This is a genomic window from Caballeronia sp. LZ035, from assembly GCF_031451175.1.
Taxonomy (GTDB): Bacteria; Pseudomonadota; Gammaproteobacteria; order Burkholderiales; family Burkholderiaceae; genus Caballeronia.
Genome location: NZ_JARUXS010000010.1, coordinates 22,210 through 36,817 on the forward strand (window position 1 = coordinate 22,210; position 14,608 = coordinate 36,817).

The 14,608-nt window shown below is 63.8% G+C and carries 13 protein-coding genes; 1 reads left to right on the forward strand and 12 read right to left on the reverse strand.

All coding sequences use genetic code 11. From position 1 onward, the window contains the following. Window positions 1-105 precede the first annotated feature (105 nt). The 10 genes from QCE88_RS41010 to proC form a co-directional block, all read right to left on the reverse strand. The gene (locus tag QCE88_RS41010; protein WP_309911720.1) at window positions 106-2,106 is read right to left on the reverse strand and encodes a hydantoinase B/oxoprolinase family protein; all 2,001 of its coding nucleotides are present in this window, start codon (window positions 2,104-2,106) and stop codon (window positions 106-108) included. 9 nt (window positions 2,107-2,115) lie between these two features. Then, a complete protein-coding gene (locus QCE88_RS41015) occupies window positions 2,116-4,167 on the reverse strand; it encodes a hydantoinase/oxoprolinase family protein (RefSeq protein ID WP_309911721.1) in 2,052 nt (683 codons plus the stop codon). 21 nt (window positions 4,168-4,188) lie between these two features. Beyond that, entirely contained in the window at window positions 4,189-5,220 is a 1,032-nt protein-coding gene (locus QCE88_RS41020) for an extracellular solute-binding protein (RefSeq protein ID WP_309911723.1), read from the reverse strand. Between the two features lie 38 nt (window positions 5,221-5,258). Further along, on the reverse strand, window positions 5,259-6,080 hold the full coding sequence (locus QCE88_RS41025) for an ABC transporter permease (RefSeq protein WP_309911724.1): 822 nt from the start codon (window positions 6,078-6,080) through the stop codon (window positions 5,259-5,261). Next, on the reverse strand, window positions 6,077-6,979 hold the full coding sequence (locus QCE88_RS41030; RefSeq protein WP_309911725.1) for an ABC transporter permease: 903 nt from the start codon (window positions 6,977-6,979) through the stop codon (window positions 6,077-6,079). The genes QCE88_RS41025 and QCE88_RS41030 overlap by 4 nt, the downstream gene beginning before the upstream one ends. Next, window positions 6,979-8,214 (reverse strand): ABC transporter ATP-binding protein, encoded by a 1,236-nt coding sequence (locus QCE88_RS41035; RefSeq protein WP_309911726.1) that lies wholly within the window; start codon window positions 8,212-8,214, stop codon window positions 6,979-6,981. The genes QCE88_RS41030 and QCE88_RS41035 overlap by 1 nt, the downstream gene beginning before the upstream one ends. A 71-nt stretch (window positions 8,215-8,285) precedes the next feature. Beyond that, window positions 8,286-8,909: a helix-turn-helix domain-containing protein gene (locus QCE88_RS41040; protein WP_309839769.1), complete on the reverse strand. Its 624-nt coding sequence runs from the start codon at window positions 8,907-8,909 to the stop codon at window positions 8,286-8,288. A 223-nt stretch (window positions 8,910-9,132) separates the two neighbouring features. Then, window positions 9,133-10,071, reverse strand: coding sequence for an FAD-binding protein (locus tag QCE88_RS41045; RefSeq protein WP_309911728.1), 939 nt, complete (start codon window positions 10,069-10,071; stop codon window positions 9,133-9,135). 2 nt (window positions 10,072-10,073) lie between these two features. Next, entirely contained in the window at window positions 10,074-10,823 is a 750-nt protein-coding gene (locus QCE88_RS41050) for an electron transfer flavoprotein subunit beta/FixA family protein (RefSeq protein WP_309911729.1), read from the reverse strand. Window positions 10,824-10,850: 27 nt separating this feature from the next. Further along, window positions 10,851-11,660, reverse strand: coding sequence for a pyrroline-5-carboxylate reductase (proC, locus tag QCE88_RS41055; RefSeq protein WP_309911730.1), 810 nt, complete (start codon window positions 11,658-11,660; stop codon window positions 10,851-10,853). 70 nt (window positions 11,661-11,730) lie between these two features. Here proC and QCE88_RS41060 point away from each other — a divergent pair, with 70 nt between their 5' ends. Then, window positions 11,731-12,558 (forward strand): IclR family transcriptional regulator C-terminal domain-containing protein, encoded by an 828-nt coding sequence (locus tag QCE88_RS41060; protein WP_309839883.1) that lies wholly within the window; start codon window positions 11,731-11,733, stop codon window positions 12,556-12,558. Here the strand turns inward: QCE88_RS41060 and dapA are convergent, their stop codons facing one another. Together dapA and QCE88_RS41070 are read right to left on the reverse strand one after the other, a co-directional pair. After that, a complete protein-coding gene (gene dapA, locus QCE88_RS41065; RefSeq protein ID WP_309911731.1) occupies window positions 12,559-13,464 on the reverse strand; it encodes a 4-hydroxy-tetrahydrodipicolinate synthase in 906 nt (301 codons plus the stop codon). 25 nt (window positions 13,465-13,489) lie between these two features. Further along, window positions 13,490-14,608 (reverse strand): ABC transporter permease subunit (locus QCE88_RS41070; RefSeq protein WP_309911732.1); only part of this gene is annotated, 1,119 nt, incomplete at its 5' end.

The window sequence follows — 14,608 nt, forward strand, 5'->3', positions numbered from 1 at the left end:
AAACGAATCAAGGCGGCCTGAACTCTCGATTCAGGCCGCCTCTCGGGCTTCGGCGGGGTGACTACCCCGAGGATCGGTTGATGTTCTGACTCTTTCGTTGGCCGCTCAAGCCGCCCGCTTCTCTCCCGCCCGCAGCGCCGGAAACTCCGCCACGAGTTCCGCGAACACCGCATGCACGATCTCCACGCCCGCCGCGACTTCCCCCCGCGCCGCCAGGCGCTCGAACATCTGATGCTTCAAAAAGAAACGCCAGCCGATCGACACCGACTCCAGATACTCGCACAGCACCGCATAGCGCTCGCGCGTCCACACGGCTTCATGCGCGCGACGGTTCGGACCATAGTCGAAGAAACCATCGTCGAGCTTCCGATCCGTGCCCATTTCAGCACGCAGCGCAGCCGTCGCCTGCCCATCCAGCGCGCCATCGACAATCACCACGCCATACAACTCACGCGCCTGCCGTACCGACACATGACCGCGCCGAACATCGCGCTCCACCGCTTCGGCCGCACGCAGCGTCGGCGCGCCATAACCACCGCCGCCGTTGCCTTCGAGCCGGATCACATCGCCCGGCTCGCAGGCCACCAGATCGGTATTGCCGAGCACTTCCTCGCGCGCCGTGCCCGGATTGCGCTTGAACACCGACGTGCGCCCCGCCATGCCGCCCTTGATGCCCCACGAGCCAAACAGCGTGCGGTCGCGATTGCGCGCCGTGATCAGCGTGTTCGGTGCGAAGACCTTGAACTCCATCGCGATGGCCAGGCCGCCGCGATACTGCCCCGCCCCGCCGCTGTCGCCCACGAGGCCGTATTCGAGAATACGGATCGGCACTTCGGCTTCGTTGATCTCCACCGGCGTGTTGCGCAGAAACGCCATGTTCGCGCCTGACGCATCCGAACCGTCGCCCGCCGATGCGCCGCCCGCGCCGCCCATCACCGGACCCAGCGAAGCCATGATGGTGCGGCCCGCCGTGTCGGTGGTCTTGACGTTGAGCAGACACACGCTCGATGCCGGACAGGCCGGCATGCGCTCCGGCAGCGCCTGCGCGAACGCGCCGAACACCGCCGCCTGCACGACCACGCATGTCAGCGTACGCATGCCCACCGCCGCGGGCGGCACGGGATTCAGCACGCTGCCGAGCGGCATTTCACAGGTCGCGATGCGCAACATGCCCGCGTTGAGCAGGATGTCGGGATTCAGCGAATACAGCACGTAATTGAGCGCAACCAGCAACAGCGCGTGACGCGGATGATTCCCGGTCGGCACGTTCATCGACGACGTCAGTTGCGGATCGCTGCCGGAAAAATCGAAGCCGAGCAGGCCGTCATCGACGGTCAGCGTCAGCGCAATGCGCATCGGCTTGCCGCCTACCGCGTCTTCATCGACGTAATCGGCGAAGAAGTACTTGCCATCCGGAATCGTGCGGGCCACCGCGCGTGCCTGGCTCTCCGAGTAATCGAGCAACTGGCCGATGCCCGCCTTGAATGCCTCGACGCCAAAGCGCTCGACGATCTCGAGCACGCGTCGCTCGCCCGTCGTCAGACACGCGATCTGCGCCTTCAAGTCGCCGATGTTCTGATCCGGCGCGCGCACGTTGGCCATCATCCACGACAACAGCGTCTCGTTGACCACGCCGCCGTCCACCACGCGCGTCGGCGGAAAACGGATGCCTTCCTGATGAATCTCCGTCAGCGTGCGCGACAGCGATGCCGGCACCGCGCCGCCCATGTCGGTGTTATGAATGTGCCCCGACACGAAGCAGATGATCTCGCCCTTGTAGAACACCGGCTTCCACATCACCACGTCCGGCGTGTGCGTCGCGACATAACCGCTGTACGGATCGTTGGTCATGCACACGTCGCCCGGCTTGTAGTCCGTGAACGAACGGATCACCGGACCGTAATCCAGACCGACATACCACGTCGCGCCGAAGGTGCGCGGCGAGGCGAAGGTCAGGCCATCGACGCTCGCCAGCGCGCACGAGAAGTCCTCGGTTTCCTTCACGAAGGTCGAGTGCGCGGTGCGCACCAGCGTGTAGGCCATGCTCTCGGCGGCCGCGACGCAGTAGTTCGCGAAGATCTGCAATTCCGATTTATCGAATTTCATGATCGGTCTTCAATGTTGAGTTGCGCGATTCGTCAGAACCAGATTGCCGAACGGATCCACCGTGACCGAGAAGCCCGGCAGCACGCACGTTGTGGCATCGTCCTGCGAGACCACCGCCGGGCCTTCGAACGCCTGGCCTGCACGCAGGTCGGCACGGCGATACAGCGGAATGCGGCGCGCTTCGTCGTCCATCCACACGTCGATCTCGCGCACCGGCACCGGCGCTGCATCGCTTGTTGCAATGCGTTCGAGTTCGGGCTTCGGCGTCGGCGATGAAATCACCAGCCGCAGCGCCACCAGCTGGATGCCCGCGTGATCATCGCTGTGACCGTACAGACGACGATGTTCGTGATGGAACGCTTCGCGCACTGCGGCGAGATCGCCGGCAGCGATGGTGGCGGCATCGAGCGCCGTCTCGATCTCGAACGATTGCCCGCGATAACGCATGTCCGCCGTCATGACAATCGACACGCCTGCGGCATGGCCGATCTGCGCTGTCATCCAGTCGCGCGCCTGCTTCTCCAGTTCGCGGGCATCGTCCGCGAGGAGCGCGAGCGTCGTCTCGTTCAGCTCGTAGTAGGTCGTCTTGACGAAGTCGTTCTTGATATCCGCGATCAGCCCGCCCAACGCGCTCAGCACGCCCGGCGTGACCGGCACCGTGACATCCGGCATGTTCAGCGCGCGCGCCAGATAGCACGCGAGCATCGGACCGGCGCCGCCGAACGGCAGCAGCGTGAAGGTGCGCGGGTCGATGCCGAAGCGCGACACGAGCCGGCTCGTGCCCGCATACATGCTCGACGTGGACACGCGGATGATGGCTTCCGCCGTCTGCTCAATGCTCTTGCCAAGACGCCCGGCGAGCGTACCGATTGCGCGGCGCGCGGCCTCGCGGTCCAGCGACACCGAGTTGTAGCCGAGGTCCGACTGCCCGAGCACGCCCATCACGGCGAAGGCATCGGTGATGGTGGGCTGTTCGCCGCCGCGTCCGTAGCAGACCGGACCCGGATTCGAACCCGCGCTGTGCGGACCCACCTTCAACACGCCGAAGTCGTCCACCCAGGCGATGGACCCGCCGCCGTCACCAATCGACGACACCGACACCGACGGAATATGAATCTGGAATTCGCCGATGTATTCGCCGGTCGCGTACTGCGGCTTGCCATCGACGATCAGCGCGACGTCCGCCGTCGTGCCGCCGATATCGAGGCTCATGCAGTTGCGAATGCCGCACTGGTTCGCGATATACGCCGCGCCGATCACGCCGGACGCCGTGCCCGACAGGATCATCTGCGCACAGTTGCTCTTGCCGTTCTCGGCGCTCATTACGCCGCCGTTCGACTTGGTCACCTTCAGTTCGGCGGGCACGCCGGCTTCAGCAAGCGCGGCTTGCAAGCGCGTCAGATAGTCCGCCACCTTCGGCTGCACATAGCCGCTGATGATTGCGGTGGACGTGCGCTCGTACTCGCGGATGATCGGCCACACTTCATGCGAGCACGACACGAACAGCTCTGGATAATGCTTCGCGATCAGTGCCTTCACGTCCTTCTCATGCTGCGGATTGCGATACGAATGCAGCAGCGACACCACAACGCCTTCGCAATCCGAGCGGCGAATACCTTCGATCGCGGCGAGCACGCTGGCTTCGTCGATCGGCGTTTCCTCGCCGCCGTCGGCCGTGAGGCGGCCCTTCACGCCAAACACGCGGTCACGCGGAATCAGCGGATCCGGCCGGCGCGACAGCAGGTGATACATGTCGGGAATCTTCAGCCGCGCGATATCCAGCACGTCCTCGAACTTCTCCGTGGTGATGAGGGCGAGACGCAGGCCGCGCCGCTGCACCACCGCGTTCACGCCGACCGTCGTGCCGTGCGTGAAGTACGCGACGTCGCGCGCCTCGATGCCATAGCGCTCGATCAACCCCGTCATGCCCGCCAGCACCTCGCTGCCGGGGCTATCCGGGCGCGAGAACACCTTCAGCGTGCGGATACTGCGCGTGTCGTCGTCCAGCACCGCGAAATCGGTGAAGGAACCGCCGATATCGACTCCAATTCTCAGGCTCATGAACTCAATCCTCTGTTGCGGTCAGCGACCGATCTGCTTGTTCCACATCTCGACCCATTGCGGCGTCTTCTGCGAGATCACGTCGAACGGCAGCCACATCGAGTCGTTGTCCTGCGGCACGCGCGGCGCCACCTTCTCCGAATACCTGGCGTTCTTGTTCGAGGCCGAGTACTGAATCAGATTGGCGAAGCAGCTCTGCCCTTCCGCCGACGCCACCACGTTCATGAACTGGAAGCCGAGCGGCGAACCGTTCTTGACCTTCTGCACCATGGTCGGGAACGCCACCGCGCCGGGCTTCGGATTCAGATAGCCGATGTCCGGATTGCTCGCGTCATGCTCGGCCCAGGCGCGGCCGTCGAAGTACATGGCCATGTCGATATCGCCCGACTTGAGCGCCACCAGCGGCGAATTCGGTTCGCTGTAGAAGGTCACGTTGCCGCTCTTCTGCATCTTCTTGATCTCGTCGAGACCCGGCTGCACGTTGTCGAGACTGCCGCCGTACACCATCGCGAACAAGCCGATCAAGCCTTGCGCCGTGCCCACGTAGGCGATGCCCGGCAGCGCCGCGTGCCACTTGCCGGCGTTGGTGCCATCGACGAATTCCTTCCACGTCTTCGGCGGATTCGGCACGGCCTTCTTGCTGTACATCAGGCCGAAGTCGCCGAACGCGATCGGGAAGCCATAGCCCTTGCCGTACGCGAGCATGTTCGGCTTGATGTCCTTCAGGTTCGGCACGCTCTTCTCGTCGATCGGCTCCACCAGGCCTTTCTGGCGCGCGATCTCGCCGCTGTCCACGAGGCCGATCATCACGTCGATGGGCGGATGCGCCGTGTTGGCCGCGATCTGGTTGATCCACTGCATCGGGCTGCCGAGAATCACATCGACCGACTTGCCGGTCTGCTTCTCGAAGGGCTGCACGAAGCACTTGCGATAAGCCTGTTCCCATGCACCGCCATAAGCGGTGACGGTCAGGTCGGCGGCGTGCGCGGTCAGCGCGGCGGCGGAAAGCGAGATCGCCAGCCCAGTGGCGCGCACAGCATGTGAGACGTTCATTCAGGCTCCGTAGCAGGTGAGGTGGTGTGGCGCTGGCTTCATTGCGTCGTCAACGCGCGCAGGCCGTAGGTTTTTTCGACGATCAACAGCAGAACAATGGTGATCCCCATCTGCACCGTGCTGATCGCGGCGATGGCGGGATCGAACTGGTTTTGCAGGTACGACAGCATCACGACAGGCAGCGTCGTGACGTTCGCCGTGCCGAAGAAATACGACACGCCGAGGTTGTCGAGCGACACGAGAATCGAGAACAGCGCGCCCGCGAAGATGCCCGGCGCGATCAGCGGCAAGGTCACGTGCCGGAAGGTCTGCCAGCGGTCCGCGCCGAGCACCGAAGCCGCTTCCAGATAGGACGCATGCGTGTTCTTGTAGGTGGCGAGCGTGGTGCGCATCACGTAGGGCACGGACACGACCGTATGCGCAATCAGCAGCGCCAGGAACGACACGCCAATGCCGATGTTCGACAGGAAGTACAGCAGCGACAGCCCGATCACCAGCGCGGGAATGGCGATGGGCGCGAGCAGGAAGGTGGTGAGCGCCGTCGCCACGCGGCCGCTGCTGCGCCCGACGCCGATCGCGGCGGGCACGGCGATCAGGATCGCAATGAACGACGAGCTGAGCGCCAGATAGAGGCTCGTCAAGAGCGAATCGACGAACGGGCGGTATTCCCACAAGCGGTGATACCAGCGCAGCGACAGGCCGGCGACCGGCACGGCGAGCGATTCGTCCGGCGAGAACGACACCAGCACCACCACCACGATAGGCGCGATCAGCGCGATGAAGAACAGCGCGGTGAAGACCGCGAGCGAGCCGGCGCCGGCACGCGCGGCCATTCTGTCGAGGGTTCCGGCGCGCATCATCGTGCGTCTCCCTTGCGTCCGGCGACGCGCAACTGAACATACAGGCACGCAAGCACGATAACGAGCAGCAGGTTGCCCATCGCGCTGGCGAAGCCGAGATCCTGAGTGAGCGAGAACTGCTGGAAGATCAACAGCGGGAGCGTGACCACGCTGCCGTCGCCAAGCAGCAACTGCGTGACGAAGCTGCCGCTCGTGAGCATGAAGACGAGCACGCAGCCCGTGAGAATGCCTTCCATCGCGAGCGGCAAGGTGACGAGCAGGAACGTACGCGCCGCGCCCGCACCGAGAATGCGCGCCGACTCTTCGAGCCGACGGTCCACGCCGCGCAGCACCGGCACGATGGAGAGCACCATGAACGGCACCATCACATGCACGATGCCGATATACACGCCAAGCGGTCCGCCCAGCACGCGCAGCGGCCGTTCGATCAGATGCAGCCACATCAGCAGGTCATTGAACGGACCGTGCCGCGCGAACAGCACGCGCCAGCCGAACGTACGCATGATGATCGACGTGAGCAGCGGCGCGATCAGCAGGAAGAGCATCGGCATGGCGAGGCGTCCCGCGCGGCGCACCATGAAGTGCGCGATCGGATAGCCGAGCGCGAGACACAGCAGCGTCGCGATGAAGCTGACCTTGATGGTCTCGACGATCACGCCACGGTAGTACGGATCGACGAACAGCTTCTCGTAGTTCGCCCACGGACTGCCCTGCGATGGCGATGCCTGCGCGTCGAGTCCGAGACTGCGCATTGCGTTGCCGATCAACGGAAACGCGAAGAACACGATCAGCAGCACGAGCGCGGGCGCGCACAGCAGCGCGATGCGCAGCGCGGCCTCGCGTGCGCGCCGCTGTCCTTGCGGTGCGACGGCGGATGCAGTGGCGGCGGGCGTGGACATCAGCGGGCTCCTTCGCTCGCCAGCGGCCCGGCCTGCGTGACCGGCGCGATGCTCGCATCCGCCGCGGCGGCGGGTGCGCCGTCCGGTTCGAGCACGACCACATCGTGCGGGGCGAAGGACACCGTTACCGCCTGGCCGCGCGCATGACCCGCGTGATCGGTGGAGAAAGCCTGTTCGTAGGCGTAGATGCGCGGGCCGAGGCCCGGCACGTCGATCTCATAAGAGTGTTGCGAGCCGCGGAATACGTGCTGCACGATCTGTCCGCGCAAGCGGATGTGACCTTCCTTCGGCGCATCGATGGCGATCTTCTCCGGCCGCAGCGCCACTTCCAGCGTGCCGGGCAAGTCGCCTTGCAACGCGCGCGGCAGGTTCAGCGTCATCTCGACCGGAGCGTTACCGGATTCGGGCAACGTGACGACGGTCATCGACTGCACGCTGCGCGCGCTGACGCGGCACGCGAACACGTTCGCCGTGCCCAGGAATTCCGCCACGAAACGGTTGCGCGGACGATCGTAGACTTCACGCGGCGCGCCGCTTTGCAGGATGCGTCCGTGACTCATGACGACGACGCGGTCACTCATCGTCATCGCTTCTTCCTGATCGTGCGTGACCATCACGCTCGTGATGCCGAGTTCCTGCTGCATGCGGCGGATCTCGAACTGCATGCCTTCGCGGAGGTTCTTGTCGAGCGCGCCGAGCGGTTCGTCGAGCAGCAGCACCGAAGGATCATTGACGATGGCGCGCGCCAGCGCGACGCGTTGTTGCTGGCCGCCCGACAATTGCCCGATGCGGCGATCGCCATACTGCGGCAGGCGAATCAGATCGAGCATGCGCGTCACCTGTGCCGCGATATGCGCCTTCTTCGCGCCCGCCATGCGCAGCCCGAAGCCGATGTTCTCGCCCACGGTCATATGAGGAAACAGGCTGTAGTTCTGGAACACCATGCCGAGACCGCGCTTGTTCGGCGGCAGCGCGGAGACATCGGCGCCGTCGATGCGCACGCTGCCCGTATCGGGAAACTCGAAGCCAGCGATCAGCCGCAGCGTGGTCGTCTTGCCGCACCCCGACGGCCCGAGCAGCGAAACCAGCTCGCCCGGTTCCACAGCAAGCGTCAGCGTGTCCAGTGCCTGAACGCCGCCGTAGCGCTTGCTGACGCCTTCGAGCACGAGGTTCTTCGAACCGGTTCTCGCGGCGCCTGCCGCCGGATGCGCCGTAGCGCGACTAGGGTGATTCATGCGAGCTCCCAGGTGCCTGATCGGGGTGATGCGATTCAAATAAGGGCGTTGCGCGGGATGGTGCGGTACGGCTAGGCGGACAGCGCCTTCATTTCCTGATCGAGCGCATGAATCAGCCGCTCGAGCTGGCGATGCAGCCATTCGGCTTCATGGCCGGCAAAGAAGGTGTCGAGGAAGATGCCGCGCATCGACGAGAGCAGGAACGGCAGCAGTTCGGTCAGCGCGCGCTTCGTGTCGGCCCTGAGCGACGGATTCGCCTCGACGACGCGGTACATGCGTTCGCGCGTACGCGTGCGGTGCTCGATGAGCGCCTCATGTAACGCCTGATCCGGCCGCAATCCGATGTTGATTTCCCATACCGCCCAATAGCGACGGCTGCCGTACAGCGCCCAGAGCGACGTGACGATGCCGCGCGCCGCGCCATCGCCACGACTTGCCGGATCGCGCAACTGGCGAAACAGCGCGAGCGCTTCTTCGGTGAGTTCGTCGAGCACCGCGAACAGCAGGCTCTCCTTGGTCGGAAAGTGGTGATGCAGCGCGCCAGTGGTCACGCCCGCATGCTCGGCAATGGCCGAAGTCGTCGCGCGGGCGAAGCCGAGGTCGCTCAGGATCGCGATCGCCGAGCGCACCAGCGCAGCCCGCGCGAGTGCGGTGCGGTCGGCCTGTGTGCGCCTTTTCGCGACGGTCGTCGTCATGGCCGGTCTCCGTGTTGGCGTCGTGCAGATACCATCTGATTGGTATGTAAGTGGGGGTGGTTGCGCGCGAACGAGCGCGCGCATCCGACGCCGGCGGGCCTTGGGCGGGCTCCGGCGGCGTCGTGTTGAAAGTATTCTGGCGAGGAAAGAAACGCGTGTAGCGTGAGAAATAATCAAGACTTCATGCCGCAGGGGCATCAAGTCGGGACCATTGCTTCAGGATTCAGTGGTCGAGTGCTGCGACCAGATCCGGCACGACCGTGAACAGATCGCCGACGAGACCGTAATCGGCCACGCTGAAGATCGGCGCTTCCGCGTCCTTGTTGATCGCGACGATCACCTTGCTGTCCTTCATGCCCGCCAAGTGCTGGATCGCACCTGAAATGCCGACTGCCACGTACAGTTGCGGCGCGACGATCTTGCCCGTCTGGCCCACCTGGAAGTCGTTTGGCACGTAACCGGCATCGACCGCTGCGCGCGATGCACCCAGCGCCGCGCCCAGCTTGTCCGCCAGCGGTTCCAGCGTCTTCGTGTAGTTCTCGCCGCTGCCCAAGCCACGGCCACCCGACACGATGATGTGCGCGCTCGTCAGCTCCGGACGGTCCAGCTTCGTCACTTCGCGGCTGACGAACTGCGAAATGCCTGCATCGGCGGCGGCTTCGATTTTCTCGACCGTCGCGCTGCCGCCTTCCGCTGCGACCGGATCGAAGCCCGTTGCACGCACCGTGATGACCTTGATCGGATCGCTCGATTGAACCGTCGCAATGGCATTGCCCGCGTAGATCGGACGCTCGAAGGTATCGGCGCTGTCGACGGCGGTGATGTCGCTGATCTGCGCGACATCCAGATGCGCGGCGATACGCGGCGCGATGTTCTTGCCGTAAGCGGTAGCCGGCGAAAGAATGTGCGAATAGTCCTTCGCGACGTTCAGCACCGTGCCTTCGACATTTTCCGCGAGGCCGTCGGCGAGTTGAGGCGCATCGGCAAGCAGCACTTTGGCCACGCCTGCAATCTTCGCCGCAGCATCCGCTGCGCCTTGCGCGTTAGAGCCTGCGATCAACACATGCACGTCGCCGCCGATTTTAGTTGCAGCCGCAACCGTATTCAGCGTCGCTGCCTTGATCGACGCGTTGTCGTGTTCCGCAATTACCAGAATCGTCATGTTCAAATCACCTTCGCTTCGTTCTTCAGCTTCTCGACCAGCGTCTTCACGTCCGGCACCGTGATACCGGCGCTGCGCTTCGGCGGCTCGACAACCTTCAACGTCTTCAAACGCGGCGCGACATCGACGCCGAGTTCGGCTGGCGTCATCGTGCTCAACGGCTTCTTCTTCGCCTTCATGATGTTCGGCAGCGTGACGTAACGCGGCTCGTTCAGGCGCAGGTCCGTCGTGATGATTGCCGGCAGCTTCAGGGACAGCGTTTCCGCGCCGCCGTCCACTTCGCGCGACACCTTGGCTTCGCCGTCCGCGATGACAACTTTCGACGCGAACGTCGCCTGCGGCAGACCTGCTAATGCAGCGAGCATCTGACCGGTCTGATTCGAATCGTCGTCGATGGCCTGCTTGCCGAGAATGATCAGCTCGGGCTTTTCCTGATCGACCAGCGCCTTCAGGATCTTTGCAACGGCGAGCGGCTGAAGCTCTTCTGCCGTTTCCACCAGCACCGCGCGATCCGCACCAATGGCGAGCGCCGTCCGCAAGGTTTCCTGACACTGCGCCACGCCGCACGACACGGCGATCACTTCAGTCGCGACGCCCGCTTCCTTCAGACGCACCGCTTCCTCAACAGCGATTTCATCGAACGGATTCATCGACATCTTCACGTTGGCGAGTTCCACGCCCGTGTTGTCCGATTTCACGCGGACCTTCACGTTGTAATCCACCACACGTTTGACGGTTACGATAACTTTCATAAGCTTGAGATGAGAGTGAAATTGCCTTTACTGCGCGCCCAGTTCCCGGGCCAGTTCATCCGAGCGCGCCTGTGCCGCACGCACGCCGCGCCCGATTTCTTCCTTGATGCCTGACTGCTCGAACGAGGCCAACGCGGCAGCCGTCGTGCCGCCCTTCGACGTCACGCGCTCACGCAACACCGCCGCCGTTTCATCCGACTGCCGCGCCAGCGCCGACGCACCGAAGAACGTCTCCAGTGCCAGCGTGCGCGCCTGCTCCGCGTCGAGCCCCGCGCTTTCGCCCGCGGCAATCAATGATTCGATGAAATAGAACACATAGGCCGGGCCGCTTCCCGACACCGCCGTGACCGCATCGAGTTGCGCTTCTTGTTCGACCCACAGCGTCGCGCCGACCGAACTCATGACGGCATTCGCCTGATCGTGCATGTCGGGTGTCACGTCCGGGGCTGCGTGCAGTCCCGTCATGCCCATGCCGATCAACGCGGGCGTGTTGGGCATCGACCGGACGATGGCTGCGTAGCCGCCGAGCCAGCGCGAGATATCAGCGATGCGCACGCCCGCCGCGACGCTGATGACGAGTTGTCGCGTCAGCAACGGTGCCAGCGTCGCGCAGACCTTCTCCAGAATCTGCGGCTTCACCGCGAGCACGACTGCATCGAAACCGTCCGCCGATGCAAGGCGCTCCGCCGTATCGACACCCAGTTCGAGCGCGGCCGCTTGCCGCTTGCTTTCGTCGGGATCGACAGCCAACAGATCACGCGGCGCCGCGCCTCGTCGAATGAGCCCACCCATCAGAGCCGAAGCAAGATTACCCGCGCCGATGAAGGCGATTTTCATATCGTTTTCCTGAGTTAAGCATCTTTGATTGAACTACAATCGAAGCCATCGGAATACAATCATTGGCCCCATGCCCAAGGCATCATCCACGTCCGCGCGCAGCACGCGCGAAGCATCCGGCGAGCGCTCTTCGCTGTTCGTCGGCTCCGCTGAAAAGACCTTCCGTGTGCTGCATGCCTTCGACGGTCCCAACCGGCAGATGACGCTTGCAGATCTCGCCAAGGCTTCGTCGCTGGACCGCAGCGCCGCGCAACGCATCGTTCATACGCTCGAAGCGCTCGGCTATCTGGCACGTGTGCCGGAAACGCGCGACTACCGCCTCACGACCAAGGTCCTGCAGTTCTCGTATAACTACATTCGCGCCAACGAGCTGATCGATAAAGCCTCGCCGTACCTGCTCGATATCAGCCGCCATCTCGGCGAAACCACGAACCTGCACGAGATCGACGGCAATGAAATCGTGTTCGTCGCGCGCTTTCCGGGCCGTCATCTGTTCAACGTGGACATCGCACTGGGCGCGCGACTTCCCGCGCTCTATACGGCGTCCGGCATCGCCATTCTTTCGCGGCTGCCCGAGAAACAATTGAAGGCAATCGTCGCGCGCACGCCGCTCGAACGCATGACGCCCTATACCGAAACCGATCAGAAGAAACTGCTCGAACGCGTGCATCAGGCATCGCGCCGTGGTTATAGCGTCATCGAGAATGAAACCGTGCTGGGCGACATCGCCGTTGCGGCACCGATCACCGATCACGACGGCACCGCCGTCGCCGCCGTCAACATCTCGGTGCCCACTACGCGCTGGACCATCGAACGGGTCGAAGCGGAATTGGTCAAGCATGTGCAGGTCGCCGCGACTTCCATCTCGAAGTCGCGGCTGCCGATGTCGCGGCGCTGATCAGCGTCCTTCGAAGATCGCCAGTTGCTTCTTCAGCTCGGCGCGCAGATTGCCCGACAGCGTGTCGTCGGCACGAACCAGCGGTGCAAGCATGTCCGGCGCATTCACGCCGATCAGGTCCATGACCGACTTCATCGGGCCCGGATTCGTTTCGGCGAACGCGAGGTTCATCAGCGGGATCAGCGAGCGATGCATCGCCAGCGCTTCCTGCGTCTTGCCCGCGCTGGCGAGTTCGAAGATACGGCGCCATGCAGTCGGCAACAGCGATGCCGTCACGACGATACCGCCACGCGCGCCCGCCGCCACATGCAGCGGGAACAGCGTGTCTTCACCGCTCAACACCGCGAAGGAATCATCGACGCCCGCGACCACGCGCAGGAAGTGATACATGTCGGTGTTGCACGCCTTCATGCCGATGATGCGCTCATGCTTCGACAGCTCATGAATGACCTCGGGCGCAATCGCGATGCGCGTGCGGTACGGGATTTCGTACAGCAGGATGGGCACCGGGGACTCGTCGGCGTAACGCAGGAAGTAATCGCGAATGCCGGCTTGCGTCGGGTTCGTGTAGTACGGCGTCAGCACCAGCAGCGCGTCGGCGCCGGCGGCGGCGAAGTCCTTTGCGGCCTTCATTGCGTCGTGATACCCCGGATCGAGCACGCCCGCGATGACCGGAACGCGGCCCGCCGCTTCACGCGCGGTCAGTTCGACCATGCGCACGCGCTGCTCGCTCGACAGCGCGCCGTACTCGCCCGTGCCGCCCAGCGGCAGCACGCCGTCGATGCCCTGTTCGAGCAGATAGCGCAGCAAGGCGCGGGTGGCATCGACGTTGATCGTGTCGTCCGGATTCACCGGCGTGGGAATCGCGGGCAGGATGCCATGCAAGGATTGAGACGTCAGCGACATACGATTTTCTCTAAGTTTGAATGGCTCAGGATGCCGTGCTGCGACGACGCAAGCGGTCGGCAATGGAAATCAGAATCGAGATGAACACGAACAGCAGCGTTGATACGGCTGCAATGACCGGTGAGATCTGCATCGTGGTCTCGTCCCAGAACTGCTTGGGCAGCGTGGTGCTCAGTCCGCCTGACGAGAACAGCGCGATGGTCAATTCATCAAACGAAGTCGCGAACGCGAACAGGAACGACGAGAGCATGCCCGCGCTCAGGATCGGGAACGTTACGCGTCTGAGGGTCGTGAAGGTGCGTGCGCCCATGCTCTGTGCGGCGAGGTCCAGACGCGTGTCGTAATTGCGCAGGACGGCCATCATCGTGATCACCACGTACGGCACCGCCACCACCGTGTGTGCCAGCACCAGTCCCAGCGACGAACCCACCAGACCGATCTTCGCGAAGAAATAGAACACGCCCACCGCCAGGATCATGCGCGGCACTACGATCGGCGCCAGCACGAACGCCAGCATCGTTGCATTCCAACGCAAGCCGCCCCGCACCAACAGGAAGGCCGCGGGCGTGCCGATCGCCATCGACAGCACACCCGTGCCCACGCCTACTACCAGCGAACGGGTCGCGGCCTGGATCCACAGCGGCGAATCCATCACCTGCTGGTACCACTGCAACGACACGCCGTGCGGCGGCCAGGCGAGGCCCGAGGCGGAATCGAACGACAGCGGGATCATCAGGAACGCAGGCGCGCTCAGGAACACCAGGATCAGCGTGACGACGGTTCGCAGCGTCATGCCGTTGCCGTCGCCTGCGCGTTTCTTGCGCTTCGGGAGCAAGGCAAGCAAAGCGTCCGTTGCATTGGCCAGCAGCGTGAGCAGCGCGTCGCCGAACTTGCGGCCCAGGCCATCGCTCTTCTGCGGGCCACGAGCCGCACTGCTTCCACCGGTCATCGTCGAGAGACCCACCATCCGGTCATACACGACGAACACCACCAGCACCACCGCCAGCAGCAACACCGAGATCGCACCCGCAAAGCCCCAGTTCAACGCCTGCAACACCTGATCGATGATCAGCTGCGTAATCATCGTCTCGTGACGTCCGCCCAGGAGCGTCGGCGTGATGAAGAAGCCGATTGCCGTCACGAA

Bases quoted from the DNA above. Each gene is read 5' to 3' on its own strand.
- QCE88_RS41015 (WP_309911721.1), bottom strand. From the start codon at position 4,167: ATGAGCCTGAGAATTGGAGTCGATATCGGCGGTTCCTTCACCGATTTC.
- QCE88_RS41025 (WP_309911724.1), bottom strand. From the start codon at position 6,080: ATGATGCGCGCCGGAACCCTCGACAGAATGGCCGCGCGTGCCGGCGCC.
- QCE88_RS41010 (WP_309911720.1), bottom strand. From the start codon at position 2,106: ATGAAATTCGATAAATCGGAATTGCAGATCTTCGCGAACTACTGCGTC.
- proC (WP_309911730.1), bottom strand. From the start codon at position 11,660: ATGAAAATCGCCTTCATCGGCGCGGGTAATCTTGCTTCGGCTCTGATG.
- QCE88_RS41030 (WP_309911725.1), bottom strand. From the start codon at position 6,979: ATGTCCACGCCCGCCGCCACTGCATCCGCCGTCGCACCGCAAGGACAG.
- QCE88_RS41035 (WP_309911726.1), bottom strand. From the start codon at position 8,214: ATGAATCACCCTAGTCGCGCTACGGCGCATCCGGCGGCAGGCGCCGCG.
- dapA (WP_309911731.1), bottom strand. From the start codon at position 13,464: ATGTCGCTGACGTCTCAATCCTTGCATGGCATCCTGCCCGCGATTCCC.
- QCE88_RS41020 (WP_309911723.1), bottom strand. From the start codon at position 5,220: ATGAACGTCTCACATGCTGTGCGCGCCACTGGGCTGGCGATCTCGCTT.
- QCE88_RS41060 (WP_309839883.1), top strand. From the start codon at position 11,731: ATGCCCAAGGCATCATCCACGTCCGCGCGCAGCACGCGCGAAGCATCC.
- QCE88_RS41050 (WP_309911729.1), bottom strand. From the start codon at position 10,823: ATGAAAGTTATCGTAACCGTCAAACGTGTGGTGGATTACAACGTGAAG.
- QCE88_RS41045 (WP_309911728.1), bottom strand. From the start codon at position 10,071: ATGACGATTCTGGTAATTGCGGAACACGACAACGCGTCGATCAAGGCA.
- QCE88_RS41040 (WP_309839769.1), bottom strand. From the start codon at position 8,909: ATGACGACGACCGTCGCGAAAAGGCGCACACAGGCCGACCGCACCGCA.